This window comes from Corallococcus sp. Z5C101001, assembly GCF_007352635.1.
GTDB classification, from domain to species: Bacteria; Myxococcota; Myxococcia; order Myxococcales; family Myxococcaceae; genus Corallococcus; species Corallococcus silvisoli.
This window is the reverse complement of the sequence record NZ_VKLU01000065.1, coordinates 1-1,142: the sequence shown is the minus strand read 5'-3', so window position 1 is coordinate 1,142 and position 1,142 is coordinate 1. Positions and strand designations below refer to the sequence as shown.

General features: G+C 65.3%; 1 protein-coding gene. It reads left to right on the top strand.

Annotated features, from left to right (window positions below; genetic code table 11):
• The coding region (locus FOF48_RS36215; RefSeq protein WP_143909570.1) for an IS30 family transposase at window positions 1-1,135 on the top strand (1,135 nt) is incomplete at its 5' end.
• Between the last annotated feature and the right edge of the window lie 7 nt (window positions 1,136-1,142).

Here is a 1,142-nt window from a genome sequence, read left to right as displayed (position 1 = left end):
AGAAGTCGCGATTCTCCACGCCCAGCACCTCGGAGTTCGTGCGATTGCGCGTCGGCTTCGACGTTCTGCCTCGACCATCTCGCGGGAGTTGCGCCGCAATGCCGCGACCCGTGGTGGGGGCTTGGAGTATCGAGCAACAACGGCCCAGTGGCATGCGGACCGACGCGCTCAGCGCCCGAAGGTCGCGAAGCTGGCCGCGAACAACGTGCTGCGGCGCTATGTGCAGGAGCGCCTGGCGGGGACTCTCACCACGGATGATGGGACAAGCGTGCCTGGCCCAGAAGTGCGTTGGAAGGGGCGCCGCCAGGGCCCTCGAAAAGACCGACGTTGGGCCACCTCCTGGAGTCCCGAGCAGATTGCCAACAGGCTTCAGGTGGACTTCCCAGCAGATGCCTCGATGAGACTCTCCCACGAGGCCATCTACCAGGCGCTCTACGTCCAAAGTCGCGGTGCCTTGCGACGCGAGCTGGCCAGTTGCCTGCGGACGGGACGGACGCTGAGGGTGCCGCGGGCACGGACCCGTCTGCATGGGAAGAAGTTCGTCAGCCATGAGAACAAGCTCAACCAGCGCCCCAGCGAAGTCACGGACCGCAAAGTCCCTGGGCACTGGGAGGGGGACCTCATCTTGGGATTGGGTAGTTCCGCCATTGGCACTCTGGTCGAGCGCACCACCCGATTCACGCTGCTGCTGCACTTGCCGCGCATGGACAACCACGGCCAGCCTCGGGTGAAGAACGGGCCTGCCCTGGCCGGGCACGGCGCCGAGGCGGTTCGCAGCGCCATCGCGTCCTCGCTCACTCCGCTGCCGAGGCAGATGCGCCGGACGCTCACGTGGGACCAAGGAGCTGAGATGGCTCAGCATGTCCGCCTTCGCGCCGACACGGGCCTCTCCATCTACTTCTGCGACCCACGTAGTCCATGGCAGCGGGGCACGAACGAGAACACCAACGGCCTGCTTCGCCAGTACTTTCCAAAAGGGACGGACCTCTCCCGGCACTCCCGTGAAGAGCTCGCCACCGTCGCCGCCGCCCTCAACAACCGGCCCCGCAGGACGCTTGGATGGAAGACACCTTCCGAGGTGCTGAACACTCATCTACGTTCACTTCAACCAAGAGGCGTTGCGACGACCGCTTGAATCCGCC